Origin of the sequence: Bradyrhizobium macuxiense (assembly GCF_001542415.1) — a bacterium.
Classification (GTDB): Bacteria; Pseudomonadota; Alphaproteobacteria; order Rhizobiales; family Xanthobacteraceae; genus Bradyrhizobium; species Bradyrhizobium macuxiense.
This window is the reverse complement of record NZ_LNCU01000057.1, coordinates 28,800-52,257: the sequence shown is the minus strand read 5'-3', so window position 1 is coordinate 52,257 and position 23,458 is coordinate 28,800. Positions and strand designations below refer to the sequence as shown.

The 23,458-nt window shown below is 61.4% G+C and carries 24 protein-coding genes and 2 pseudogenes; 4 read left to right on the top strand and 22 right to left on the bottom strand.

Annotation, left to right across the window (positions count from 1 at the left end):
- A partial coding sequence (locus AS156_RS40790) for a transposase (RefSeq protein WP_144440955.1) occupies positions 1 to 481 on the top strand: 481 nt, incomplete at its 5' end.
- 36 nt (positions 482 to 517) lie between these two features.
- On the opposite strand, the pseudogene AS156_RS18220 reads toward AS156_RS40790, so the two are convergent.
- The 18 genes and pseudogenes from AS156_RS18220 to cax form a co-directional block, all read right to left on the bottom strand.
- Positions 518 to 931, bottom strand: a pseudogene (locus AS156_RS18220) (IS5 family transposase); the annotation flags it as partial.
- 179 nt (positions 932 to 1,110) lie between these two features.
- On the bottom strand, positions 1,111 to 2,202 hold the full coding sequence (locus AS156_RS18215; protein WP_066507017.1) for an ABC transporter ATP-binding protein: 1,092 nt from the start codon (positions 2,200 to 2,202) through the stop codon (positions 1,111 to 1,113).
- A 25-nt stretch (positions 2,203 to 2,227) separates the two neighbouring features.
- Positions 2,228 to 3,079: a carbohydrate ABC transporter permease gene (locus tag AS156_RS18210; protein WP_066507015.1), complete on the bottom strand. Its 852-nt coding sequence runs from the start codon at positions 3,077 to 3,079 to the stop codon at positions 2,228 to 2,230.
- The gene (locus AS156_RS18205; RefSeq protein WP_066507012.1) at positions 3,079 to 4,020 is read right to left on the bottom strand and encodes a carbohydrate ABC transporter permease; all 942 of its coding nucleotides are present in this window, start codon (positions 4,018 to 4,020) and stop codon (positions 3,079 to 3,081) included. Before AS156_RS18205 ends, AS156_RS18210 begins: the two co-directional genes overlap by 1 nt.
- An 88-nt stretch (positions 4,021 to 4,108) precedes the next feature.
- Positions 4,109 to 5,443 carry an ABC transporter substrate-binding protein gene (locus AS156_RS18200; protein WP_066507005.1) on the bottom strand — a complete coding sequence of 445 codons (1,335 nt, stop codon included), beginning with the start codon at positions 5,441 to 5,443 and terminating at the stop codon, positions 4,109 to 4,111.
- Positions 5,444 to 6,898: 1,455 nt separating this feature from the next.
- Complete coding sequence (locus AS156_RS18195; RefSeq protein ID WP_066507004.1) at positions 6,899 to 7,897, bottom strand: NADPH:quinone reductase; 999 nt, start codon at positions 7,895 to 7,897, stop codon at positions 6,899 to 6,901.
- A 43-nt stretch (positions 7,898 to 7,940) separates the two neighbouring features.
- Complete coding sequence (locus AS156_RS18190) at positions 7,941 to 8,681, bottom strand: SDR family NAD(P)-dependent oxidoreductase (RefSeq protein WP_066507003.1); 741 nt, start codon at positions 8,679 to 8,681, stop codon at positions 7,941 to 7,943.
- Positions 8,682 to 8,741: 60 nt separating this feature from the next.
- A complete protein-coding gene (gene kce / locus AS156_RS18185; protein ID WP_066507001.1) occupies positions 8,742 to 9,668 on the bottom strand; it encodes a 3,5-dioxohexanoate:acetyl-CoA acetone transferase in 927 nt (308 codons plus the stop codon).
- Positions 9,665 to 11,464, bottom strand: a complete 1,800-nt coding sequence (locus tag AS156_RS18180) for a CocE/NonD family hydrolase (protein ID WP_245312925.1) — start codon at positions 11,462 to 11,464, stop codon at positions 9,665 to 9,667. The genes kce and AS156_RS18180 overlap by 4 nt, the downstream gene beginning before the upstream one ends.
- 18 nt (positions 11,465 to 11,482) lie before the next feature.
- Positions 11,483 to 12,832: an MFS transporter gene (locus AS156_RS18175; protein ID WP_066507000.1), complete on the bottom strand. Its 1,350-nt coding sequence runs from the start codon at positions 12,830 to 12,832 to the stop codon at positions 11,483 to 11,485.
- Positions 12,833 to 12,956: 124 nt separating this feature from the next.
- Complete coding sequence (locus AS156_RS18170; protein WP_245312923.1) at positions 12,957 to 13,697, bottom strand: LysR substrate-binding domain-containing protein; 741 nt, start codon at positions 13,695 to 13,697, stop codon at positions 12,957 to 12,959.
- An 18-nt stretch (positions 13,698 to 13,715) separates the two neighbouring features.
- Positions 13,716 to 13,886 (bottom strand): annotated as a pseudogene (locus tag AS156_RS46035) (LysR family transcriptional regulator); the annotation flags it as partial.
- Positions 13,887 to 14,275: 389 nt separating this feature from the next.
- On the bottom strand, positions 14,276 to 14,698 hold the full coding sequence (locus AS156_RS18165; protein WP_066506998.1) for a hypothetical protein: 423 nt from the start codon (positions 14,696 to 14,698) through the stop codon (positions 14,276 to 14,278).
- Positions 14,699 to 15,119: 421 nt separating this feature from the next.
- The gene (locus AS156_RS18160) at positions 15,120 to 15,674 is read right to left on the bottom strand and encodes a thioredoxin family protein (RefSeq protein ID WP_066506997.1); all 555 of its coding nucleotides are present in this window, start codon (positions 15,672 to 15,674) and stop codon (positions 15,120 to 15,122) included.
- Positions 15,675 to 15,942: 268 nt separating this feature from the next.
- Positions 15,943 to 16,785 (bottom strand): DUF1194 domain-containing protein, encoded by an 843-nt coding sequence (locus tag AS156_RS18155; RefSeq protein ID WP_066506996.1) that lies wholly within the window; start codon positions 16,783 to 16,785, stop codon positions 15,943 to 15,945.
- Positions 16,786 to 17,150: 365 nt separating this feature from the next.
- Positions 17,151 to 17,807 (bottom strand): phosphoribosylanthranilate isomerase, encoded by a 657-nt coding sequence (locus tag AS156_RS18150; protein WP_066506995.1) that lies wholly within the window; start codon positions 17,805 to 17,807, stop codon positions 17,151 to 17,153.
- A gap of 309 nt (positions 17,808 to 18,116) precedes the next feature.
- Positions 18,117 to 18,743 (bottom strand): hypothetical protein, encoded by a 627-nt coding sequence (locus AS156_RS18145; protein ID WP_201456058.1) that lies wholly within the window; start codon positions 18,741 to 18,743, stop codon positions 18,117 to 18,119.
- Positions 18,744 to 19,186: 443 nt separating this feature from the next.
- On the bottom strand, positions 19,187 to 20,287 hold the full coding sequence (gene cax, locus AS156_RS18135; protein WP_066506990.1) for a calcium/proton exchanger: 1,101 nt from the start codon (positions 20,285 to 20,287) through the stop codon (positions 19,187 to 19,189).
- Positions 20,288 to 20,818: 531 nt separating this feature from the next.
- On the opposite strand from cax, the gene AS156_RS44540 reads away from it, so the two are divergent.
- Positions 20,819 to 21,121, top strand: coding sequence for a hypothetical protein (locus AS156_RS44540; RefSeq protein ID WP_245312921.1), 303 nt, complete (start codon positions 20,819 to 20,821; stop codon positions 21,119 to 21,121).
- A 26-nt stretch (positions 21,122 to 21,147) separates the two neighbouring features.
- Entirely contained in the window at positions 21,148 to 21,504 is a 357-nt protein-coding gene (locus tag AS156_RS44535; protein WP_245312919.1) for a potassium channel family protein, read from the top strand.
- Between the two features lie 134 nt (positions 21,505 to 21,638).
- Here the strand turns inward: AS156_RS44535 and AS156_RS18125 are convergent, their stop codons facing one another.
- The 4 genes from AS156_RS18125 to AS156_RS42890 form a co-directional block, all read right to left on the bottom strand.
- Positions 21,639 to 21,935 (bottom strand): hypothetical protein, encoded by a 297-nt coding sequence (locus AS156_RS18125; protein ID WP_066506987.1) that lies wholly within the window; start codon positions 21,933 to 21,935, stop codon positions 21,639 to 21,641.
- A gap of 567 nt (positions 21,936 to 22,502) precedes the next feature.
- Complete coding sequence (locus AS156_RS18115) at positions 22,503 to 22,718, bottom strand: hypothetical protein (RefSeq protein WP_066506982.1); 216 nt, start codon at positions 22,716 to 22,718, stop codon at positions 22,503 to 22,505.
- On the bottom strand, positions 22,715 to 22,885 hold the full coding sequence (locus tag AS156_RS42895; RefSeq protein ID WP_160331111.1) for a hypothetical protein: 171 nt from the start codon (positions 22,883 to 22,885) through the stop codon (positions 22,715 to 22,717). Before AS156_RS42895 ends, AS156_RS18115 begins: the two co-directional genes overlap by 4 nt.
- Before the next feature lie 179 nt (positions 22,886 to 23,064).
- Positions 23,065 to 23,214, bottom strand: a complete 150-nt coding sequence (locus AS156_RS42890) for a hypothetical protein (protein ID WP_160331110.1) — start codon at positions 23,212 to 23,214, stop codon at positions 23,065 to 23,067.
- Here AS156_RS42890 and AS156_RS43735 point away from each other — a divergent pair.
- Positions 23,194 to 23,458 (top strand): hypothetical protein (locus tag AS156_RS43735; RefSeq protein WP_210184215.1); only part of this gene is annotated, 265 nt, incomplete at its 3' end. The genes AS156_RS42890 and AS156_RS43735 overlap by 21 nt on opposite strands.

Below are 23,458 nucleotides of genomic sequence, written 5' to 3'. Positions count from 1 at the left end.
GCTGAAAGCTCGATTTGCTGCTCTTCGTGTCCGCACCGCCGACGGCCCTCCGCAGCGGATTTGGGATAAGGGTCAGCAGCATCTTCCGGGCGACGAAGCCTGGCTCATTGGCGAGCAACGTGCCTCAGGGGAGAAGAAATACTATCTCGCCAAYCTSCCTGCGGCGACGGATCTGCGCACACTGGCCGCCACCATCAAGGCACGATGGATCTGCGAGCAGGCGCATCAGCAGTTGAAAGAGGAGCTTGGACTTGATCACTTCGAAGGGCGATCATGGCAAGGCCTTCATCGTCACGCTCTAATGACCATGATCGCCTACGCCTTCCTGCAACATCGTCGCCTCGCATATGCGGGGCGGAAAAAAAAGAATCAACGGGCCTCCGCCTCAGCCAACCATGCCCGCAGTACGTCACGCCATCGTCGATCTCATCCTGCGACCGCGGGCTCAGCGGTGTCCGTACTGCAGAAGACGAATCCTTGAAAAGTCGCTACAAAAACAGTTTCTGCCAAAGTAGTGCTAGGACGCGGACTCATTAAGGCGGAGCCATAGCCCGATTGACGCCAATTGAACGAAAGCGAGGTAGTTGGCAGCAAGCCTATCGTAGCGTGTCGCCACCCTACGACATTGTTTGATCCTGTTGAAGAACCGCTCGACCTGGTTGCGAGCGCGATAGAGATACGGGCTGAAGCAGATCGGACCGCTGCGATTGCTTTTCGGCGGGATGTTGGCCCATGCTCCCTTCTTCATGGCAAGCTCTCTGATCCAGTCGGCGTCATAGCCGCGGTCGGCAAGTAGCATTGACCCGGATTTCAGACGAGACAGCAGTTTTCCGGCAAGCCGAACGTCGTGTGCCTCGCCCGGGCTCAACGCCAGCCGTACCGGCAGACCGTTGCTATCGACCACCGCATGAATTTTGCTCGTCAAGACGCCATCCCTGATGAATGATTTGTCAATATGGACGGAGACGACTTCGCCGAATGGCCGCCCTGCGTTGCTGTCGCAATTGATCTGTTCCGGTGGTAGGTGGGTCGATAAGGTGGCGGCGCTTACCGAGCAACATCTCTATGTGTGCACAGTGACCGCCGGGTAACTCGGTTCGCGTGAAAGGCTCAGATTGCCGCTTGCGACGTACCGTCAAAGAAGTACAGCCGGTCGGGATCCAGCGCGAGGCGAAGGCGGTCATGAATCTTCGCTTTGACGGTCGGCTCCACAGCGGCAACCATCGTGTTGGGGCCCACCTTCACATCCAGGAGAATCTCAGAGCCGAGCTTCTCGATGACCTCGACTACGGAATCGAAGCTAAGGTCCGCCGTATCGCTGCTAGACGCGACGCGCAGATCCTCCGGCCGAATCCCAAGTGTGACCTTCTCTCCCAAGTATCGCCGGAGCCGGTCCGCGATCCTTGCCGGCAGCTTGATACGGATCCCTTCATGGCGAGCCCACAGGGCGCCGTCCGCGTTAGCCACTTCTACCGTCGCGAAGTTCATCGCGGGAGAGCCAATGAAGCCTGCCACGAAGCGGTTGGCGGGCTCGTTGTACAGCTCGAGCGGTTCCCCCACCTGCTGAACGACACCATCCTTCATGACCACCACGCGATCGCCGAGCGTCATCGCCTCGACCTGATCGTGCGTCACGTAGATCGCGGTGGTGCCGAGGCGGACATGGATCTTCTTGATCTCCACTCGCATCTGAATGCGCAGCTTGGCGTCGAGGTTCGATAACGGTTCATCAAACAAGAACACCTGCGGATGCCGTACGATGGCGCGGCCCAAAGCGACGCGCTGCCGCTGGCCGCCCGACAGCTGGCGCGGCTTGCGTTGCAGCTGCTCCTGGATACCGAGGATTTCGGCGGCAACCTGCACGCGATTGGCGATCTCGATACGGTCGAACCCCCGCATCTTCAGGCCGAAGGCCATGTTGTCGTAGACGCTCATGTGCGGGTAAAGGGCATAGTTCTGGAACACCATGGCGATATCCCGATCCATCGGGGGCAGCTCGTTGACAACCCGATCGCCGATCAGAATCTCACCCGAAGTGATCGATTCGAGGCCGGCCACCATACGGAGCGTCGTCGTTTTGCCGCAGCCGGAAGGACCGACAAGAACCACGAATTCCTTGTCATGAATCTCGAGATTCACGTCCTTGACGGCGTGAACTCCGTCAAACTTCTTGTTCAAGCTCCGTATGATGACCCGAGCCATGGCTCACCCTCCGGCGGATTTGCGGTTACCCCTTGATGGATCCGGTAATGCCGGCGACGTAGTACTCGACGAAGAGAGAATAGATCAGCGCCACCGGTACCGAACCAAGAAGGGCCCCGGCCATCAGCGAGCCCCAGTAGAACACGTCACCGCGGACGAGCTCCGAAGTGATGCCGACGGAGACCGTCTTCTCCTCCGGCGAGGAGAGGAAGACGAGCGCGTAGATGAACTCGTTCCACGACAGGGTGAAGGCGAAGATTCCGGCCGAGAGGATGCCCGGCACGGCGACCGGGAAGACGATGTAGACCATCGCTTGCCACCGCGTGGCGCCGTCGATGCGTGCGCATTCCTCGAGCTCGCGCGGGATCGCCTTGAAGTAACCCATCAACAACCAGGTACAGAAAGGGATGAGGAAGGTGGGGTACGTAAGAATGAGCGCCCAGGGCGTATCGCCGAGGCGAAAGTTGCGGATGATATCGGCGAGCGGAATGAATAGCAGCGTCTGCGGCACGAGATAGGTGATGAAGATGCCGGTGCCGAGGCTGCCGGCGAACGGAAATTTGAGCCGGGAGAGGGCGTACCCCGCGAGGAGTCCGCAGAAAAGCGAGATCGCCGTCGCTAGCACGGAGATGAAGAAGGTGTTCAGCATCCACCTGCTGAACAGCGTCTCGTCCAGCAGGTACCGGATATGGTCAAGGGTGGGATGAAGCGTCCAGAAGGGCGTGTAGTTCGGCGCCATCCACGGCCGATAGAGCTCGGCGTCCGGCCGCACCGTCGTCACCATCATCCAATAGAACGGGAAAAGCAGCCCGATCACGAACAGCGCAAGCGGGAGATTGAAGAAGACCCAACGTCGCCAACGTGCACCCTCGATCATTAGTGTATCTCCACGCGGCGGATATAAAGAAGCTGCACGACGACGACGACCAGCAGCACCGGAAACATGGCGAGCGATATCGCTGCGCCCTGGCCCAGCAGACCCGTGCCGACGCCGATCTGATAGGCGTACGTTGCGAAGAGCTGGGTGGCGTTGGCCGGTCCGCCACCGGTCAGTACATAGACGAGCTGGAAATCGGCGAAGGTCTGGATCACCGAGAACAACACAACGACCATGGTGACCGGCAGCAACAACGGCCAGGTGATGTAGCGGAAACGTTGCCAAGGCCGCGCTCCGTCGATCGCTGCAGCCTCGGCCAGCTCCGGGTTGACGGTCTGCAATCCAGCCAGCAGACTGATCGCGTAGAATGGCACGCCGCGCCAGATGTTGACGATGATCACCGAGATGAGTGCAAGTCCGGGATCACTCAGCCAGTTGATGCGGGTGCGGATGATGCCGAGGTGAAAGAGAGTCCAGTTGATGACACTGAAAGTCGGATCGAACATCCACTTCCACGCAAAGGTTGAGAGCACGGTGGGGATGATGAAGGGCAACAGGACGAAGGCGCGGGTTACGGCCTTTCCCCTGAAATGCCGGTTGAGCAGCAGAGCAAGCCATAGGCCCAGAGCCAGCTTGAAGACGGTCGTCACCGCTGTGTAAACGATCGTGTTCCAGACTGCGGTCCGGAAGATGCTGTCGTTCAGCAGCGCGGTGAAGTTCTGCAGTCCGACGAAGCTTCCGGGTACGCCGACCTTGGCATCACTCAGGGCCAGCATCACGCCCTTGATGAAGGGGTAGGCCATGAACAGGCCGAGCAGCACCGCGGTCGGCAGCAGCAGGAAGAAGGCGAACCAGCGCTCGTTCTCGAGGACTCGCGTGACAGCTCCGCGCCGCGGCGCGGCAGTATATGACTTTGCGGCGACGACAGATTCGGCGGCCATCGAGCCCACTCCGAACTGAATGCGCAAGCGCTGCGAGCACGGCCGCAGCGCCAGCGCGTAACAAACCTAGTGCACAGGGACAGATGCTTCAAGCGGCATGGACGCTCGCGACCTCACCCTGTGCCCATTTCACGGCATCCTGCTCCGGCATGCCTTGTATCGCCTTGGCGGTCATGTCGACGATGATGTACTTGCTCAGTACCTCGGCTGCGTGCCGGTCAGCCGGTCCGGCGTAGCCGGGGAAGCGCCCGGCGCGCGCCGCCGTCCGGAAGGGCAGCATCACGGGGTCCTTATCCCAAAGCTTGTCCTTCTCCCAAATCGTGGTCGCTCCAACGGAATAGCCCTGCTGCGAGTCGAACCACGGCTGATAGACCGGTTTCGAGGTGATCCAGCGCAGGAACTCCTTGCCGGGCTTTGGATCCTTCACATACTTCATTAGCATGTTCGACATCGGCAGGTGATAGCCGAACTGACCGGCGGCACCCTTCGGGAGCGGCGCATGCAAGATGTCCTTAAAAAGCGGAGTGCCGGTTTCCGTAAGATAGACCTCGGGCTTTCGCTTGGCCTCAATATAGATCGAGGCGCCGTTTAATGTGCTGCTGATCGTACCTGCGAGGAAGGCCCGGTTATTGCTGCTGTCGTCCCAGGCGAGGCCGCCATCGTCATAGGCATCCTTCCAGAAGCCAACGGCGAAGTTGACGGAATCGACCGTCTCCTTCGAATTCAGCACCACCGTCTTACCGTCCGCCTCGACCTCCTTGCCGCCCCATGACCAAAGATAGGGATAGGCATAAGTAGGCGGGTCGCCAAAGCTGTGGCTGACCGCTTGACCGAAGGGCCGCTCCTTCGCCTTGAGCTTCTTACCAGCCTCGCGATATTCCTCCCAAGTCTGGGGGAATTTCGGCGCGTCATAACCGATCTCCGCGAACCAGGACTTGCGGTACGCCAATTGCGCGCCGAGCACACACCAGGGCACAGCGATCCATTTCTTGCCGTCATTGGCGACGACGCGTGATTCCTCGTAGAAACCGTCTTGCGCCTTGCCGATCTCCTCGGCCACGTCGCTCACATCGAAGACGCTCTCGGGATAGAGCTGTGCCCAGTTGTTGAGCACGCAGATCACGTCCGGCCCGGTGCCGGACTGAATTGCCGAGGTGGTGCGCGCCTGAATGTCATTACCGTTGATCATCTCGATGTTGAGCTTGACGCCGAGCGCTTTCTCGCATTCGGGCGCGATCTGTTTGCGCAGCACCTCGTCTGACGCTGGAACGAAATCGTTCCAGCGCAGCCAATGGATCGTCGTTCCTTGCGCGTAGGCCGGCGCTTGCCTCAGGGCGAGAATTGCGGCGATCCCGCCGGTTCTTGCTGCGACTACACCTCCACCGGAAAGCGCCAGAAGCTTGCGTCGAGTTATGCGAGCCATGATTGTCCTCCCTATGATCTGTGAGCCGGCTCCTCCCTTCTTGGGTCTCACCAAAAGACTTGGGAGTGACGGATTTGCTATTCAACGACGGTGGCGTAACAGGCGTTCCTGACGCACCAGCTGCGGCCGGCCGTTTTCGAGACCGGCCGAACGAGCGCCAAGCGCAGCGACGATGCCGTTCGGGGGCGCGCGTTACGCGTATTTTCAGCCAGGAAGGGAATAGCAGTCCCAGTCCTAGGTGAGACTAAAGTAGCAGCTTGAGGGCGTGCTTCCTTGCCGCGGCACGCCTGCTAACGCGCGATTCCAAAGGTTGGGGTCTTTGGACGTCCAGGATGAGAGGCCTAAAGGTTCGCCCGGACGGGCGGGCGGTGGTCATGCGAAGGACTGGATGCGGTGGTCATGCGAAGGACTGGATAGTGTATCGTAGGTTCGGCTGGTGTGGGGAGAGACGGTAGCGCTCCACTGACTCGAACTCCCGACGGCCCTTTCGGGCGGGAAGATTCGAGCCTCAGAGTCCGCATCTGCGAAATGACGCCGTTGTTATGGGATCTAGTTGGACCTGGGTTGCTGGAGCTAGCTCAAGCTTGTTCATGATGGACTGGATCGAGAGTTCAGGTTTTTCAATTGGTTACAAGGTGTCGTGTGCACGACGTGTGCACCGGGAGATCAAGAAAAATCTAGCGAGGGTAAGTGCCGGATCGGCGTTCATTGGGTGAGTGAGCCCTGCACAAATTTCGACACGTTGGTGAGTCAGGCGCGAGAGTAGGGGCGACACACGACTTGAGGGCGGTTCGTGCTGATGGCAGGCGGTGCTCAGTGTTCGGTCTACGCCGAAGAGTTCTGCCGATCAAAGTGAAGAGAAAGATTAAGCAACGATGTCGGGGTTCGAGTCGCCCACCCGCTAACACGATTCCTCACATTCCTTTCACCCGATTTGGATGGGCTTCTTGGGCGACCAGCGCGTTTAGCCGGCTCGCTATTTCCACGGCCACACCATCTGGGCGCGCAGGATTTCGAAACAGAATGGACCGTTTTGGACCAGTATGCACCTGTCAGCCGCCAATGCCCGGCCTCATCAATGAGGTCAGGCGCGTCAATCGTTCGGTCTACGACATAACCTCCCAGCGGCCGCGTATGATCGAGTGGGAGTAGGGCTAGCGGCGGCCTTCGCGTAGTTTGACGTATTTTGGGGCGCGTTCTCGTTCTCCTTTTTTCGACGTCGAGGTGTCGGCCGGAGTTGCGTGCTTCGATTTAATCCGGCCGAAGCCGATATCCCACTGTTCTTACGCCGATGGCGTATAGCTGCGCATTGCCGCGTGCGGAAAGGCGAGGGCGTCTTGATCGCGAACTCGATCTCAGCACGGACATTGCGCAAGCTTTCGACAAGGCGTTGCTGCGCTCGTTGCGTCCAGGTGCCTCAGACGCGAAACCGAACCTGTCCGACGGTCTTTTCGCTCATCCACCATGAGTTTCCTCGGATATGTTGAGGATGACGTTTCCTACGACATCTCCGCGTTCTATCATGTCGTGGGCTTCGGCGATGGCTTCGAGTGGCAAGCGGCGTGCTATGGCGTGGACCAACCGTCCTTCGCTCAGGATCTTTGTCAATTCGGCGATGCCGGCCAGTCGATCCGCGTCAGAAATGTCATAGATCAGAAACAGGCGCAGCGTGATCGAGTTCTGCATCAGCCACAGACTGGGCAGAACCGACTCGTTGGCCGACATGCCATACACCACGACCGTGCCGTGAGGACGAAGCAGTAGGGGATACAGCTTCGCGTTCGACGTCAGGTCGAGCTCAATGATTGTGTCGACGCCGCGCCCCTGGGTGATGTCTCTGACGCGCGCGCCGACATCCCCAGTCCTGTAGTTGACAACGTGATCCGCCCCGCCGCGCCCCGCATGCTCGGCCTTGGCGTCCCCGCTGACCGTTGTGATCACCGTGGCGCCGCGCAGCTTGGCCAACTGGATAGCATAATGGGCGACTGATCCCGCGCCTCCGGCAACCAGCACGGTCGAGTGTCGATCGATGTTGGCAAGGCGAACGGCCTGGACCGCGGTCAGGGCAGGGATGCCAAGACAGGCGCCTTCGGCGTAGCCGACATTGGCCGGCAGCGGCACCGCCTGCGCGCTCGGCAGCACGATGTATTCGGCCGCGGTGCCGTGCGGACGCTTCCATTGGCCGTTCCAGACCCAGACGCGTTCGCCGACGCGATCGGCAACGCCGGGACCGACGGCGTCGATGTCCCCGGCGCCGTCGCTGTGCGGAATCACCAGCGGTGCGGCGAGCCCGCGGCCAAATCCGCCACGGCGAACCTTCCAGTCGGAAGGGTTCACGCCTGAGGTCCGCAGTTTGACGCGGACTTCTCCCGGTCCCGGTGCTGGGGTCGGGTGTTCGCCGATCTGCAGGACGTCATGCGCCGGACCCTGTCGTGTATAGAATGCTGCGCGCATCGCTAGTGCCCTTCAGTTGGATGATTCAAAGGGAAAGCACGCCTCATTGCGCCGTCGCACCGCCGTCGACTTTGAGGCTAGTGCCGGTGACGAGCCGGGCGGCGGGTGAGGCGAGGTAGACGACCGCTTCGGCGACGTCCTGCGGCTCGGCGATCCGCTTCAGCGGAATGGTGTCCATCGCAAACTGCCGATATGACGCATCTTGCAGGAATAGCGCAGTCATCGATGTCTCGACAATGGTCGGGGCGACAGCATTGACCCGGATGTCATGTGCGGCGAGCTCGATGGCCATCGCCTTGGTCAAGCCTTCGATGGCATGCTTGGTCATGCAATAGACGCTGCGTTTGGCGGCTCCGACGTGACCCATCTGCGACGAGATGTGGATGATCGCGCCACCGCGTCGCCGTGCAATCATGGACCTGGCGACCGCCTGCGAGATCTTGAATGCCGAGCGGACGTTGAGCATGAGGAGCAGGTCGAGTGTCGCATCGTCGACTTCGTCGATGGCCTGAAGCCGATTGGTACCGGCATTGTTGACGAGTACGTCGATGCTGGAGTCCGACTCCAGCTCGCGCCAGAACGCGTGCTCGGTGACATCAGCCTGTCGGGTCTCGAGCCGGGGGCCTGCTTCCTCCTTGAGATCGTCGAGGTCGCGCCGGGTCCGGGCAACGGCCACGACGCGGGCGCCGGCCTGCGCGCTGGACAGCGCGCATGCGCGGCCGATGCCGCGGCCGGCGCCGGTTACCAGCACAGTCAGGCCATTGAGTGGTGATGCACGGTCCATCACAGACCTCCTTGATTCATTCGGGTGAGTGCGCCGGCGTCTGTTGCTTGCCGCACCGCGCTAGAACGCTACGCGCGCCGCACCTTTGAGCGCGAGCATGTCCCTGGCTTCGTCGGCGCTCGCGACCTCCAGTCCGAGGCCCTCGATGATCTTGCGGGCGAGGGTGACCTGCTCTGCATTGGATCGCGCCAGGCGGCCTCTGCCGGACCAAAGCGAATCCTCAAGCCCGACGCGGACGTGACCGCCCATGGCGGCGGCCATTGCCGCAATTCGCATTTGTGCGGATCTGGCACCCAGCACCGACCAACGATACTGAGCGCCAAACAGCCGGTCGGCTGTCCGCTTCATATGCATCACGTCTTCGAGGTGGGTGCCGATGCCGCCGAGGATGCCGAACACCGACTGCACGAACAGCGGCGGACGCACTAGCCCGCAGTCAAGAAAATGCGCGAGATTGTAGAGATGTCCGATGTCGTAGCACTCGAACTCGAACCTTGTGTCGCTGCCGTAGCAAGTCTCGAGGATGTATTCGATATCCTTGAACGAATTGCGGAACACGAGATCGCGCGTTGCTTCCAGATGCTGGCGTTCCCATTCGAATTTGAAGTCGTTGTAACGGTCAAGCAGCTGAAAGAGCCCGAAATTGATGGAGCCCATGTTGAGCGAGGCGACTTCCGGCTTGAAGCGGGCCGCGGGGTGGACCCGCTCCTCGACCTTCATGTAGGGGCTGCCGCCCGTGGTGAGATTAATCACCGCACCGCAGCGCTGCTTGAGGCGGGGCAGGAACCTGGCAAAGCCTTCCGGGGTCTGATCTGGCTTTCCGGTTTCGGGATCGCGCGCATGCAGATGCAGGATGGCGGCTCCCGCCTCGCTGGCGGCGACCGCCTCATCGATGATCTGATCCGGCGTGATCGGCAAGTGCGGCGACATGGAAGGGGTGTGGATCGCCCCTGTGATGGCGCAGGTGATGATGACTTTTGATGTCATGGCGCGGTGTTCGTTCTGGTTGGCACGATCGGCACGAGCAGGTGTGAAGGGCAGGCGGGTCCGGCGTGCAAAGTCACCCTGCCGCCGAAGATGGAGGCCGGCCGATCGCGGGGATCGTCGTGCAGGAAGGGTCCGCAGCCGCGCATCTCGTTGCGGATATTGGAAAGGCGGGCCGACGGGCCGGAATACTCGTAGTCCTTGCCGCGCACGGTGAGCGCCAGCCGGTAACCCGCCGGCACCACGATCGACGTCGGCCAGATCTCGATGTCGAGCTCGTAGATGCGGCCGGGTTGCAGAGGCTCGATCTCGTCATGCGGATGATACGGCCGATAGACCGTCGATTGCCGCGGATCGAGCTTGCGATGCGAGGCGCGCAGCCAGCCTTGCGCGAGCGGCGTGTGCGGATCGAGCGCGCCCTGGAATACCACCTCTTTCATGTCGGGCGAGAACAGCCGGAGGACCAGGAACAGGTCGGCGTCGGTGGTCTCAGAAGAGACGAACAGCTTTGCCGCAAGCGGTCCGGTGATCTCCAGCTCGCGATCCTGCGCCGGGAGCAGGAATGTGGCGCCGTCGCCCAGTCCGGCGTAGCTGTGGCTTGCCTGCAGCTCGGGTTGATAGGGGAGCAGGACCAGGTTGCTGCACTCGAGGAACAGCTTGCGCCACTCGGTGCGCGCGATCGGCCATTGCTGTTCGCTGTGCGGCTCGAAGCGATCGACGTGGCGCACCCAGAGCTTGACCTGCGGCTCCTTGTCCCATCCGTTGGCTTCGCCCTTGAGGAAATGGTCGAAGAAGCGCTTTTGAACGTGCACGCCGTAGTTCGTGTAGAACTCGGTCCAGTGCTCGCGGCCGTGGACTTCCAGCCATTTGTGTTTGGACGCAGCGCGGAGGAATCCCTCGATATTGCCGCGCAGGTGCAACCCGTTGCCGCCCCAATTGGCTGCGGACAGTAACGGCACATCGATCTGGTCCCACTGCGCGGACCGCTCCTGGTAAAACGGATCCCAGAGCGGACGGGAATAGGCGTTTTCACCGGGATCGCTACGGCGTGCCGGGAGTTCATCGGCGTCCAGCGTCTCCGGACCGCAGACCAGATCGCCGGTGACGACGCTGCGTGGACCGCGGCGACCGAGGCCATGCTGGACCGACGTGACCTGCTGGCGGTACCAGTTGGCGAGGAACGTGCAATAGATCCCGCCGTGATGGCTGACGTCGCGATAGAAATCGGCCGCGCCTTCCCAGACGCAGATCGCCGCGAGGTGGGGCGGGCGCAGCGACGCCACCTGCCATTGGTTCATGCCGTAATAGGAAATGCCGTTGAGGCCGACCTTGCCGTTCGACCAGGGCTGGGCCGCGGCCCACTCGATGCAGGCGTAGAGGTCGCGGCTCTCGCGCCCTGACCAGGGCTCGATGTGACCGGGCGACCGCCCGGCACCGCGTCCGTCGACCCTCACGCAGGCGTAGCCATCCGGCACCCAGCGTTCGGGATCGACGACTTCCCAGTTTTGATAGAGGCCGCTCGATCCATGCGTGACCTCCGGGAATTGCTCGACCATCTGCTGCCACGCCGAGGGATAGCCCTGCTGAAATGACAAACCCTTGGCGTAAGGCCCGTAGCTCATGATGACCGGGCAGGCGGTGCTGCCCGGCGGGCGAAACACATCTGCCCGCAGCACGACCCCGTCATCCATCGTGATCGGCACGTCCCATTCGACAATCATACCGTCCCGCCGCTCGACCCGGTGAGGATCGGCTGCAACGGGCTGCTCCATCAGCGACATCTCTTCACTCCCTCGCATTCGATTGTCCTTTCCGGTCTATTGCGGCAGTGCGTCGTCCCTGGTCTCGCGGCCGATAGTGACCGCGAGCAGGCTAAGCAGCGCAAAGCAGGTCATCACGCCGGCCGCCTTGCTGAAATTTCCGCCGAACGGCGCGACCAGCAGGCCCGCGACGAGCGGTCCGAAGCTTGTAATGATGCGTCCGGTCCCGTTGCAGAACGACAATGCAGTGGCGCGAACGTGCGTCGGGAAGAGCTCCGGTACGTAGATGGCGTGGCCGGAGAACACGCCCCAGACGAAGTAGCCGAACAGCGGCAGCAGGTAGGGATAGAGGGCGTGGTGGTCGACACCGAAGTAGAGGTAGAGGCCAACGGTCAGCGTTCCGAGGTTGTAGAGGGCGATGGTGGCGCGGCGGCCGATCCGGTCGGCAATGAAGCCGAAGGTCGCATAACCGAGGATGCCGCCGATGCTCCAGAGCTGCATGTTGTGGCTGACGATCGCGATCGACTCGGCGCCGTAGATCGCTTCCTTCTCCAGCATCAGGCTCTGGATCGTGGGCAGCCAGATCAGGCTCGTCCAGATCGACAGCAGCGTGCCGAGGCAGAACATCAGCCCAGTGATGGTGTTGAAGATCAGCTTGCGGCCAAAGAGCTGCATCGGAACGAACCGAAGAAATTCGCGGTCTGCATCCGACACGCTGCCTCCGGCGAGCCTGGCGCGCGATCGCCGCGCCTGCACCGCGGCAAACGACTCCGGTTCGGCTACGCCGCGGCGGAGCAGGAACAGCAGCAGTGCCGGTGCGATGCCCGCTGCGAACACGTAGCGCCAGCCGAGAGGCGCGAGGAGGCCGTACATGGATGCCCCGAGCAGGCTGCCGAACGCGCCACCGGTCATCATGATCCCGGTAACCTTGGCACGGTGCGGCCCGCTGAGCGCCTCCGCGAGCAGCGGGATTCCAACGATGATCTCGGCGCCTGCGCCGACGCCGGCGAGAAAGCGGAAGACGCCGAGCTGCAGCGGCGTCTGTGCGAGGCCTTGCAGGCCGGTGAACACACTGAAGATCAGGATGCTGATGGCCAATGTCCGCAGCCGGCCGGCATAATCAGCCACGATCCCGAACACGAAGCCGCCAATGGCCCAACCCAACAGGCCGACCATGCTGAGCAGACCGCCAATTCGGCCAAGCTCGGCAAGGTTCGCATGGCTGCCGAGCAGCTCAGAGAGAGCCGGGCGCAGCACGAAGGAGAACAGCCCGAAATCGCTGGAATCGAGAATCCAGCCCAGCCACACCACCGCAAAGATGCGCCATTGATACGGGGTGATTTCGCGGACCCAGTCCAGCGGGCGCGCATCTACCGTGGTCGTCTCAGCTGCCGAAGGCTGCTTCATTGCCGGTCTCCCCTGTCGGACGAATTTCTTGACGTCGTCTCGAGCGAGGGGATAGCGGTCCGCAGTCTGCCGCAGGAAATACTATCTCGGCATGACGGTCATAACCCGATGCTGATCACGGCGGTCAGGGCAGGAGCTTCGCCATTGCCCAGCTGCCGGAGGCGATTTGGGAGGCGATGGTCTCGCGCAGGGTCACCTTGAGCTGCTCTCCGGCCGCCGACAAGGGCCGTTCGCGCGACTGGACGAGCGCCCACGACACATCGAGGTGCCGGATCGGCGCGAGGCTGACGCGCCCCTCGCAGAGGAAGCGGTAGGCCGAGCAGAACGGAAGGGTGGCGAAGCCGAGCCCGGCTTCTACGGCAAGCATGATCAGGGTCGGAGAGTTTCCCTCGAACGCGACATCAAGCGGGAATTTCCGCTCGGCCATTGCTGTTTCAAGGATGAGCCGAAGGCTGTTTGGTCGTCCCGGGACGATCAGCGACTTCGTCGCCACCTCCTCGAGCGCAACCGACGCAGCCGGATCGAGCCCGGCGGATCTGGGGCCGATCAGGCACAGCGGCTCACACAGGAACACGGTGCTCTCGAGTGTTGCCAGCGGCTCGACATTGGTCACGACCGCCAGGTCAGCCTTTCCGAGGTGAACCATCGACCAGGCATTCAGGACGCCGCTGATACCCTCGATGACGCGCAGCAGCACGCCCGGGTGACGCTCCCGATATCGGGCGACCGACGGTAATGTCACGAGTTCGAGCATGGACGGCGGCATCGCCGCCGTCACCTCGCCGCTCGGCTCGTTGAACTCGTCGCGCACCTCCTGCCGGACCCGATCAACGTGCTGCAGGAGGCCAACGGCGCGATCGCGCAACAGCATCCCGGCGCTGGTCAAGGCAACTCCGCGATCGGAGCGCTGGAATAGCGCAACTCCGAGTTCTTCCTCAAGCTGGCGGACATGGCGGGACAGTGCAGGTTGCGCGATGTGCAGCAATGTCGCTGCACGCGTCACACTTCCAAGCTCGGCGATCTGGAGAAAGAAGCGAAGCTGCTTGATGTTCATGATCAAGAAGGCGGGTCACTATCCTGTCATCGGCCAATCGCGGACGGACGCCGAGAGTTGCTCGTACAACCTGTTTCCTGGCCCCTGCCGCCGACGCAAGCACCTCCGACAGCTTCGGCGTTTCCCTTGAGAATGTCTACTTCTTATGACTGGAAACGCGCCAACATTGGCCCTCGGTCTCGCCGTTCAAGAGGCGAAAGGTATAGGCTTGGGCTCATCGGCGCGCCATCCCGCATTGCTCACCGCAGTGACGACGCCCTTTCCAAGGGCGATCGACAGCCCGATTGCGAGCGGCGCCGATAAGCGGACAGTTTCCGAGCCGGTTGGCATGTCCCAAACGGGCCATGAGCCGACGTCGCTCCAATCCCGCGCGATACTTGTCAGGCTTCTTAGCGGCCATAAGGGAAGCAGCGGTGACGATCGAGTGTGAGACCGAAATGCGCTCCCAGCGCAGCGATGGCCGCTTCCTGCTCAGGATAAGGATCGGCATTGGATGCGGCAACGATGATGATCCGGAACCTGCCGCGATCCTTGCCACCCGGTGGCAGCATCGCTGTAGCCAGTGCAGTGCCCTCCCTGTCGCGCAGCGTGAGGAAAATCGGCATCTCTCGTCGTACATGGGCCTCGAGCCCGATGTCGCGCTCGATCGCGTTGGGCCGCTCCGGACGCCAGGACTGGACTGCCTTCTCCCGCTCGTTGCGGAAATATTTCTCGACAGTGTGGTTCATCAGGCGCGACTCATGCGCCGCTTCACCTTCCGTCTCGATACGGAACCAGGTCTTACCCTTCGGCGCGTCGCAAACATACTGCATTTCGCTCGTCCTGCGATCGCCACGATTCTAGGGCGTCGGACCTGCAAAGCCAACATGAGATTCGCCCCCGTTTACGACGCTGCACGATCGTATAATCGGAAGTTCGGCTGCAACACCGCGCGACTATTGCCTCAGAGGCGATGGTGGAGCTCCGATCTGATGCGGCTTCGCAAAGCGGTCCGGTACGTCCAGCCTGGTTCAATGAAACGTCCGCTGTGGGTGTCATGTTCGACGGGCTTAACCGGGCATCTCACCGGTTGATGTCCGTGTTGCCCCGGAAGCAGATCTGGAGAAGGGGGCGAAGCGACGTCGCCAGCAGCCGCAGCGCCCTCGTGATGCCGCCAGTCAAATTCGCACATGCGCAGCAAATGCTGCCGCACACGGCGGTCGCAAATACGAAGCCTGTTGACAGGGATCGGCTTCATTCGTCCTTCCATTTGATCGAGCAGCCAACGGACGACTTTTGGTCAGCTGGCGCCAGACCGGTGGTCGCAATCGCGCGCATGGCCTCGACAAGCTCTCGGGGCGCCCCGGCGCGAGGCGGAGTTGTGCGCCCTTCGTCGAGCCGGCCGCGATACTTGAGCTTGCGGTCGGCATTGTAACCGAAGAAGTCCGGCGTGCAGACCGCCCCATACGCCCGAGCGACTGTCTGCGTCTCGTCGTGGAGATATGGAAACGGGAAATCATGAGCCTTCGCGAAACGCTTCATATTCTCAAATGAGTCTTCGGGATAGCTCGCCGCATCGTTCGAGCAAATCGCCGCAAAGCCAATGCTCTCCGACATAAGCACGCGAGCGTCCGAAACCATGCGGCCGATCACCGCTTTAACATAGGGACAATGGTTGCAGATGAAGACGACGACTGTGCCTTTTTCGCCCGCAACGTCGTCCAGTGCGTAAGCCTTGCCGTCGGTGGCCGGAAGCTGGAACACCGCCGCCGGCGTGTCAAAAACGACTTGGGTAGCTGCTGTCGCCATATCGCACCTCCTTGTGCCCCAATATATGTTGACGAAGGTATGCTGGACACAGTTTCCAAAACCTGCTCGCCAGTCGCGTCGTTTTGGCCATACGTCAGCCATTTCCGGTCGACCCTTAACAGCCGCCATTTGGATGAGCCCGGGAATTCGTCGGTGTGGGCCACGAACGGACGTTAGCACCTCCAATGCTCCGGCGCGCGGGGCGGCGACCATGATATGCTGCTGTCCAAAGTTTGTTCGTCCCGGCTCTGAATGATTGCCTCGAGACTCACCGCCGGCCGCGCTCCTGCGATTTTTTTTCGCCGATCAGACAGGGCACCCGAGGCTCTTTCTCGGCGGCTGGCACGATCCCGCTCTCTGGCGCGAGGCCCGCAACTTCGCGAACAAGCTTGGTCCGGATCGCTTCCTGGAATTTTTCGCGATCTTCGATCGTCATGACGAAGGCGCCTGGCCCTCCGATCACGCAGTCCTCGTAATAGAGATCGAGATTCTCGATATCGGTCGTCGAGAGGGATGGCTCCTTCACCATGATCGGGAGGCCGTTGATGATTATGCCTTTCTCCAGGGCTGCGTCGCGGGCGCCGGTTACGGGGGCTCCGTCGTTGTTGGGCCCATCGCCGGAAATATCGATGACGCGCCGCAACCCGCGATAGGGGTTCTCTTCGAACAGCTGCACCGCGAAATCAATCGCGCCGGAAATCGAGGTACTCGAACCTCGACGAACCGGCGCTGTCATGATCTCGGCAGCCACGGCATCCGCCGATTCCGGGCCGTCGATCACGCGCCAGGGAATGATGATCTTCTCGTCGCCCGACATCGACCACTCGAAATAGGTCACGGCCACCCTGCTGCCAGGAATGGCCCTCAGCGCCTGAAGGAAGTCTTTCGAGACGATCGCATGCGCATAGCCCTCGCGCTGAATGGCAAGTTCGTCCATATCCATCGAATAGGAGACGTCGACTGCGATAACGAGCTCGACATTGACGGGCTGTACACCGCGGTTGCCATCGGCGAATCGAGAGTTCGGGGTCGGCGCGGCAATGCCAGCAACGTCACCTCCGACTATCGCCCCCGCAACAAGCACCGCCCCGACCGAGACACACCAGCGCATGGTGGCTCTCCCGTCCTTTCACGAGCATGGTGACACCCAAAACGCACTCCGAAAAGCGGAAACATGCAATTGTCGTTCACGATCGCAGCAATCGAGGCTTGCTCTGGACGATGCTAGAAGCCCGGAACTGCCTCGTGCTTCCAGGGCGCGCCAGCCCCAAGGACGTTGCCCGTCCGGACCCCGATGAGACTTCCCGGATTCCAGTTGGCAAGATGGCTGAGCATAATCGCAACGCCCTCGTTACCTGGTTGCGCACCATTCCGCCGGTCGACTAGAAGTGAGCTCTTTGGCGAGGGCTGCCATTGGCGCAAGGCGGCCATCCGGCCGGAAACGGGGGCGGAGAAGGGCCAGAAGAGAAGTGGGATCTAACCGCTCGTCGCAGCGCGATAGAAGGCTTCCACCTTCCGCAGGTCCTTTGAGTGAGTGCCCTCTTGATCGGTTCTTGTCTTCGAATCAACACCAGCCGGTCGCACCGACCGAATAGCTTCTTTGACATTGTCTGGTCCGAGGCCACCAGCAAGGATTACCGGGGTGCGAACACTCTCCACTATCTTTCGACTGATGCTCCAGTCGTGCGTCACGCCCTGGGCGCCGATTTGCACATCACCCGTGCGATGACTGTCAAGCAGGATCCAGTCGACAACTCCATCATATGCTTGCGCCACGCCTACCGCCTCAGGTCCCGTGACAGGTACGCTGCGCATGAATTTGCTCTTCGGCAGAGACTTTCGTAGCGCCACGACAAGATCAGGCGTAAGCAATTCGCTTGATGCGCCAAGATGGACGATGGGCGGATCAAGCTCCCGTGCCATCCGTTCGATAAGAGCGACATCCGCCGAGAGGAATAGCGCTGAAAGTACGGACGGCGCCCGGATCATCTTCATAACGGCTAGTGCTTTCTGAACCGGAAGCTCCCGAGGGAAGGCACCATCGCCGACGAGCACGCCGACATGATCCACACCGACCGCCGATATCGCCTCAGCTTCCGCCGGTGTCGCAATTTCGTAAATTTGCGTCAGCATCGTCTTGCACCGCGCTGCCGGCCACTCAGTTGAGTAGATAGAATAGCCTTGTCTTGGGTGCCGAGCCACCGCACCGCCATTCCGACAACGAGAAATTCTGTAGTGGTCTCAATCACCTCCAAGGCTGCAAAATGTCGGAATAGCTATTGAGCGCGCTTCGGAATTTCGCGACTTCCAAGCTGAATACGAGGGTTCGATTCCCTTCACCCGCTCCAATGTTTTCAAGAGCTTGCGCGGATCGTGTTCCGCCATTCCTACAAGCCGGGCTGCGGCATTCCTACAAACTTTCGCGGAATGTTCGCCAGACCACTACTTCGAAGTGCCGGTTTGCTTGGTCCGCCGCTCGATGCGCTTGAGCTGCGCGTCCTGTTTGGCGTCGTCGTTGCCGTGCAGGTAATGTGGCATCGCGTTGGGCGAGGACCACTGGCCCTTTTCCTGTAGCTGCAGCACCGTGAGGCCAAAGTCCTTCGATACCGTCGCACCGCCATGGCGGCCGAACGAGGTGAAGGTCAATTCCTTCGGCAGTTTGGCGGCGTCGATGATCTCGCGCGCCTTGCGCTCGACCTGCGTCAGCATCTCGCCCTTGCTGGCCCATGGCCTTCCGTTCTTGTCCCGGCGCAGCATCAGGCCTCCGGTGGGACGCTTGATCTTCATCGCATCAAGCTCCGACATTAGGAGCGGATAGAGCGGCTCGCCCTTGGCGTCGAACAACGGCTCCCATGACCGGGTGCCGGTCTTGTAGTTGATGACAAAGATGTGGTCCGGTCGGTCGGCGGGGCGATAGTGCTCGGCCATGAACCGGATGAAGATGTGTGCCTTCCGCTGCAGCAGCTCGAATCCGACTAGGGCGGCGGTCGCCAGCGACGGATAGCCCATCTCCACGGCCTTCGCGCGGAAGGCCATGAGCTGAGCATAGTTGGCGTGCGGCTTGCGCAATCGGCTCGCTGAACGTCAGGAAGATCGACACGGCGTTCGCCGATACTCTCTTTGAGGCGCTGCTCCACAAAAAAGAAAAGGACACGGAAGGCAACGAGGTTCTGGTCGAGCGTCGTACCACGACCAACCACGCGATGAAGACCGCGCGGACCGCACGGAATACGATCTCGCGCGCCAACCCCGGCGTGTTTCCGCTGAAGAATCCGTTCGAGAAAATGGGCCTGACGTCTGGCGACAGCACGCGCGAGACGCCGTCCGCCGAGCCGTGTTTAACTTCGCGAGCTGACCATGTGAAGGGCTGGAGTGATCCGAGGCATTTCATTCTTCGCCGCGCCAGATCGCATCTCACCGAATGGCGCACATGGCACGCCGAGCAAGAAGCGAGGTTTGAGCGCGAGAAGCGCTAGTCAACCGCCGGGGGTAAGTCCCGCATCATAAGAGATTTATCCCGGTCCTTGTGCCGCCGGCGGGATGACGTAGAGCGTCATGGCGAAGATGGCGTAAACGAAGACGAGCAGGACGCCGATAAACCATGCCGAACGCCCGCTGTTGGTAATGAAGGTAGCCATGACGGCCGAAATCATCACCATAGTCACCGCACCCGGCCAGAACTGCAGGTTCATCGGCGTCGGTCCCACGACATAGCTTAGCAGCACCAGGACCGGCGCGACGAACAGTGCGATCTGCGAGGCGCTGCCGAGCGCGATCGAAACGCTCATGTCGAGGCGGTTCCTGCGCGCGGCGGAGAAGGCCACGGCCATCTCGGCCGCGGCGCCGACGATCGAGACGATGATGAAGCCAACGAAGGCCGGGCTCATCCCGAATGTTTCCGCCGCCTTCTGCACGGATTCCACAAAAATCTCGCTCACAAGCGCGACCAGCACGGTGACCACGAGAAGCATGCCGACCGCAAGGCCAATAGGCCAATGCGCCTCCGCCTCGCCGTGTTCGTCACTTGCAAAAAATTCCTTGTGTGTGTGAAGCGAGAACACGAGGCCGAGACCGTAGGCTATGATGAGCAGCGCGGCGAGGCCGGTGCTAAGCTTTTGCGTGAGGACCGCGCCGTGGGCCAGATCAAGGTCAGCAACTGCGGAGGGGGCAAGAAGGGCGACGGTCGCCATCAGGAGCAGCGCCGAATAGAGCCGACCGCCGGCGCGGTTATATTCCTGGACATGATAACGCAAACCGCCGAGCAGGAGGCAAGCGCCCAGCATGAACAGTGCGTTGGTAACGATTGCGCCCGCGATTGACGCCTTGACCAACATGTGCTGGCCCGCATGAAGCGCGGTCACGGCGATGATAAGCTCTGTGAGGTTGCCGAGCGTCGCGTTCAGCAGGCCGCCGACCGCATCGCCGGTCTTGGCGGCGACGGCCTCGGTGGCGTGGCTGAGAAGTGCTGCCAGTGGCACGATGGCAAGGACCGCGAGCACGAACAGAAACGTATGCGCCTCCGGCACCGCCTTTTCGGCCACCAGCACGATGGGCACGACGACGAGTAACCACAGCAAAGGATTGTGCCGGATCTCCTTGAGCAGGGTTTGCATGATGGCCCTCTTTGGCGGATGCAATGCAGGGAAGGTGGGGGCAGAGGCGAGCTGAGTATTGATCTGGCTCAATGAGGCGGCGGCAGGGCTTGGAACGGGAAGGGGTAGAAAGCTGACTTCAGCTTTTGGCCACATCAGCGACGTGGCGGCACGTCTTATCGAGGCCCGCTCAGTGGGGCATAGCTGACTGGATTTGCTCGCGTTGAGTCCTTCGCATTTTGGCTCAAGCCGACTCGGACAATCACCCAGTAGACCCCTGGCGTCAGGCCGCCGAACGCCCGGATGGATCTTGATCCATGTCAAGCCTCGATTGCGCAGCGCATCTCACATTCCTCGTGGGTGAGCAAAGGTGCCCGACGTGCACCCGTCACTCGGACCTTGGTGCAGATCGCGCGAACAAGCGATGTTCTGATTGATGGCCGAGGAGGATGAGGCGAAGTTCGTGTCGCCGCTCCGACGGGGAAATGAGCCGATAAGGGCATTGCATTGAGACCGCCCGCTTGTTTGAAAGGCCGGAGGGAGGGTAGAGAAATGCCCAAACGTGTTGATCGCCTCCTCCAGCGTCTAAGCGATCCCCTGCTGACGGTGCTGACGCTGATGCTCTCGTTTCTACTGTTCGTGCTCGGCCCGATGCAAGCCGCCGGCGTCGTGACCGGACAGCACTTCGGATATTTCTTCGGGCTGGTGCTCCTACCCGCCGCCTTCTTGTATTCGCGGAACCTCTTTGTGGCTGCCCCGATCGCGGTCGCGATCGCGCTCGTGGTCACGGCCGCCCTTCTGGACTTCGAGCGGTCACCGCGCACCGACTGCACCTCGACTCGACCGCTTGGCTGATCGCGGGTCTCGCGCTGAGCGTCGTGGTGGCGCGCGCCGTGTTCGGGCCGGGGCGGATCACGTACCACCGCGTCGTCGGCGCAGACCTGCTCTATCTCATCATCGGGTTGACGTTCGTGGCCTTGTACGGCTTCGTCGCGCTGGGGACGCCGGAGGCGTTCACGAATCTTCCGGCGCTTCATGGTGACTTCGCCGTCGCCGGCAATCTCATCTACTTCAGCTTCGTGACCCTGACGACCACCGGCTATGGCGACATTGCGCCCCTGCATCCGTATGCGCGCAGCCTCGCCAATGTCGAGGCGATTACCGGCCAAATTTATCCAGCGACTTTACTGGCGCGACTCGTGACGCTTGAACTGGCGCACGAGCGTGATTCTTCATGATTCCTCCGTCGCGCAGTCACGCAACCATGTCCGTTGATGGCCCCAAGCGGCGGTTGAGGGATGTCTGCTCTCGCGCCGCCGTTGGGGATAAGCGGACATTGAGCGAACGGACCAAAAATGACGCGACTGACCCATTAGCGGTCATAATGCGCGCGCTGGGTCACGCCTTGCGCTTTCGCCCGTTGGCCGGTTGAGCCGATGACGGTCTCGCCCTCGGCCTTAATCTGTTGGCGCATGGAAGCGGCGCTATCGGCGGACAGGCAGGCCAATTTCAGCAGCTCGGCGTGGGCGTCCTCGATGACGTAGCGATGCATCACCGTTCGCCAGAGGTGGCGGCCGGTCTCCGCCAGTTCTTCGGGCGGTTCCGGGATGGCGGCGGCTGGAAACGCTGCAATTGCAGGGGCTTTGAGCATGCTGAAAATTACCACCATTTCCAAAAACGCGAAATCGGAATTAATTCCGCTAACGCGCGAGTGCCGCCGCGCTGTGAGATTGGTCAGCCGGCTAGACCAAACCTCGCCCCCGGCCTGAAGGAAACTCTCCGCGCCGACAGGCCAATTTCCCGGCAGTCGGAAATGGCCGATCTTTAATTTGAGCGCTGGCCAGCCTTGAGGCAGGTCTCGCGTATGAACGACCGTGCGATGACCGCTGCTGACTGCCGTAAGCTTGCATCCGAATACAGGGCTCACGCGACACAGGCTGGAATTTCCATTAAGCGAGCGTCCCTTCTGACGAACATAAGCCGGACCTTCAGTGGTCTGGCGAGCCAGCTTGAAATGCTAGAAGCCGACGTGGCAGCCGAGCAAAGGACGCAGCGATAGGCACCGCCAGCCCGCTGGCACAAACTGCATGTTCCCAGCTTCCCGCGCAGGGTGTACGTTCCCGGCGTTACAAGCACCGTGGGGAAGTGTATGCTGAACCTCAACGATCATTGGTTCACTTTGCTGATTCTCGGCTTGGGCTTTCTTTCGCTGGCGATGATGATGGTCGCGTTCGTCTCACCCTGAACGTCCGCGCCGCTGCTCGTCGAGCCGCTCGCGCATCAAGCCCACTGCGAAGTAACTCGTAACGATCGCGTCAGGCACGCCGTGCGCGACCAAGTTCTCGTACAGCGCCGACGTCTCGCGGGCCAACCGCTTCAAGCCGCAGACGCGCGCTCTGATCTTCAGATCGTCGACGATCTCGCGGACCATCTCGGCGCGGTCGCGGGTCATTGCATCGTCCTCGGCCATGGTGCAGGCGGATCGATCACCTCATCGCGCGAGCGGCTCTCGGCCGATCGCTGATCAGCGGCCTTGATGCCATCGACCAGCTCGGTCACGACCTCCCACAGCCTTGCGACGTCGGTGCAGTCCTCGAAGCGGCCGTGTTCGAGCGCCAAAATTCGACGCTCAAGGTCGGCGTAAGGCTGGGCGACGGCGGCATCGACGCGCGCTTGCCCGGCGCGCTCCTGCCGCTCGCGCTGCTCCTCACATCGCCGCTGCTCTCGCGAGAGCTATCTATCAGGCAAGACTTGGCCGGCGATCTAGCTAGGTGCGCGCCCACCCTGCGGCCGACGCATCAGCGCGACATCACCACAATGGTCGTCAGCGCCACCGCTCCCAACATCGCCAGCACGATCAGCACAATGAACAGACGATCCTGCAGCCCCATGGCCGCGACGATTCCTGCCTGCACCATCGACGCGCGTTGATCCAGATCAAGCACCAAGCCGCCGCGCTCTCGCATGAAGGCGGCGGCCTGCGCGGGCTCCCGCTGCCGATTCCATTTTCCGGCCCCCAAGCCTACGGGACCGGTGGCGGGACGCGCCTGCCAGCCTCGCTCGTGCGCCGGATCGCCGTCGCCGCTACCAGAATCGGGCTGCGCGCCGACGCGCCAGCAGCCAAACAGCGCATTTCACGGTGTTTCAAAAGAAAAGGCCCCGGCCAGCTTCGCGCTGACCGGGGTCATACCC